Below are 1,496 nucleotides of genomic sequence, written 5' to 3'. Positions count from 1 at the left end.
GCCTTCAACCTCGTTCTGGGACAATGAACCGTCGCCATCCGTGTCCAACAGTCCAAACACCAGTCGCATGCCGGCACCGCGCATCATTTGGTGACCACGGTGTCGAGCCATTCTGTGTCCTCTGCCCCAGTCGCCACGATTTAGCCAATGGTCGCCATGACGGCTAGATTCATCGGGGCGGTCAGCATCCTTGATGTGGCCGTCCTGGTTCATGTAGCGATCTTCCTCATCGCGGAAACCTTCCTCAGAACCGCGATCCTGCTTCATTCTCTCCCGGACCGCTTGCTCAACCATCTGGCGGATCATTTCGCGTGTTGGTCCGTCCGCTTGTCGGTTGATATCCGGCAACTGCCCGCCGACCGGCTGTTCGGTGGCCGGAGGGGGTGCGGGTGTCGAGGGGGCCGGTGTTCCGCTTGTCTGGGCCAACGCGGGGAAGGTCAGAGCTATGAAAGCGGCCGCGGCCGTCGTGACGTGTGAATGTCTCATGGCGTGCTCCATCTATCGCACCTGCTTGCTTGGAAGGCCAAACTGGAGCTCGATCTGTTTGTTCCCTGAGGGGACCAGGTTGCGGCGAAGGCAAGCTGCTCGTGAGCCCTTGGGCCAAGCCTCGAATGCCTGTGATTAATGAAGCGGCTAGTTCGGCTTCCGCAATGCGTCAAACGATTGCCCCGGCCATCGCCGCGATTGGGCGGTCAAGGGAATTCAGCACCGGGGCCCCAAAGCAGATGATCCCGTCCGCAACCTGCTGGTCGTCGCAGTTGAAGCCATTCGTGCGGATATCGCGCATTTCAGCAATGAGGTCGTCAATAGTTTGCACGCTTTCTGTGTTCGAGGCTCGGGAAGACCATCGGCATAGAGCCGCCGTACTTCGAAATCGCTCATCTGGCTGAGAAAGGCTTTGCCGGTGGCCGTAAAGGCTGCGGGCAAACGCATTCCTGGACGGAACTGGATCAGCGAATGGCTAACGCTCGAATTGCGTGCGGCGAGATAGAAGACCTCTCTCCCTTCGAGCACCGAAAGGATAATTGTTGCCCCCGGGCAACTCCGTCTCGCCAACTCCGTCGCCACGTCGGATTGCTGGGCAAAGGCGTTCGACCATCGCATGACGGGGGGCCTAACTGGAAGGTCTGGTCGCCGCGGCGTATCAAGAGCTCCAAGTGTACGCCGAGCGTCGAACATAGCGCATGCGCGGAAGAACGCGCGATTCCAAGCTCGCGAGCCAGATCCGATAGCGTTGGGAGTTCGTGATCTCGCGACGATGTCCAAGATACGCACCCCACGGTTCAGGGCAGGGGGAAGGGCCGCTTTCGCGCCTCGTTTTGATTGATCTCGGTGTCAGCCATGGCTCCTCCCAAGCGCGTCACGCCTAAACCTTGAGGTGACAGGGCCGCAGAGATAGCGAGCCATCGGGCAAAAATCGAAAGGTCGGAAGGGTTGCCGTACGGGTTTACCAAGGCAACGACGCTAGGTCTGTTCGCGGACGGTGGAACAAAAAC

At 59.5% G+C, this 1,496-nt stretch carries 2 protein-coding genes and 2 pseudogenes; all 4 read right to left on the bottom strand.

What is annotated here, in order from left to right; translation table 11 throughout:
- Positions 1-348: pseudogene (locus EN914_RS35240) on the bottom strand (EF-hand domain-containing protein); the annotation flags it as partial.
- Positions 349-655: 307 nt separating this feature from the next.
- Positions 656-850 (bottom strand): annotated as a pseudogene (locus EN914_RS35235) (IclR family transcriptional regulator C-terminal domain-containing protein); the annotation flags it as partial.
- Between the two features lie 100 nt (positions 851-950).
- Positions 951-1,280, bottom strand: a complete 330-nt coding sequence (locus EN914_RS40225; RefSeq protein ID WP_081714470.1) for a helix-turn-helix domain-containing protein — start codon at positions 1,278-1,280, stop codon at positions 951-953.
- Between the two features lie 3 nt (positions 1,281-1,283).
- On the bottom strand, positions 1,284-1,496 hold a 213-nt coding region (locus tag EN914_RS38845), incomplete at its 5' end, for a hypothetical protein (RefSeq protein WP_206527315.1).

It is taken from the genome of Mesorhizobium sp. M7A.F.Ca.CA.001.08.2.1 (assembly GCF_003998455.1).
Classification (GTDB): Bacteria; Pseudomonadota; Alphaproteobacteria; order Rhizobiales; family Rhizobiaceae; genus Mesorhizobium; species Mesorhizobium ciceri.
Note: the sequence above shows the minus strand (reverse complement) of the source record. Positions and strands in the feature narration are given on the sequence as shown.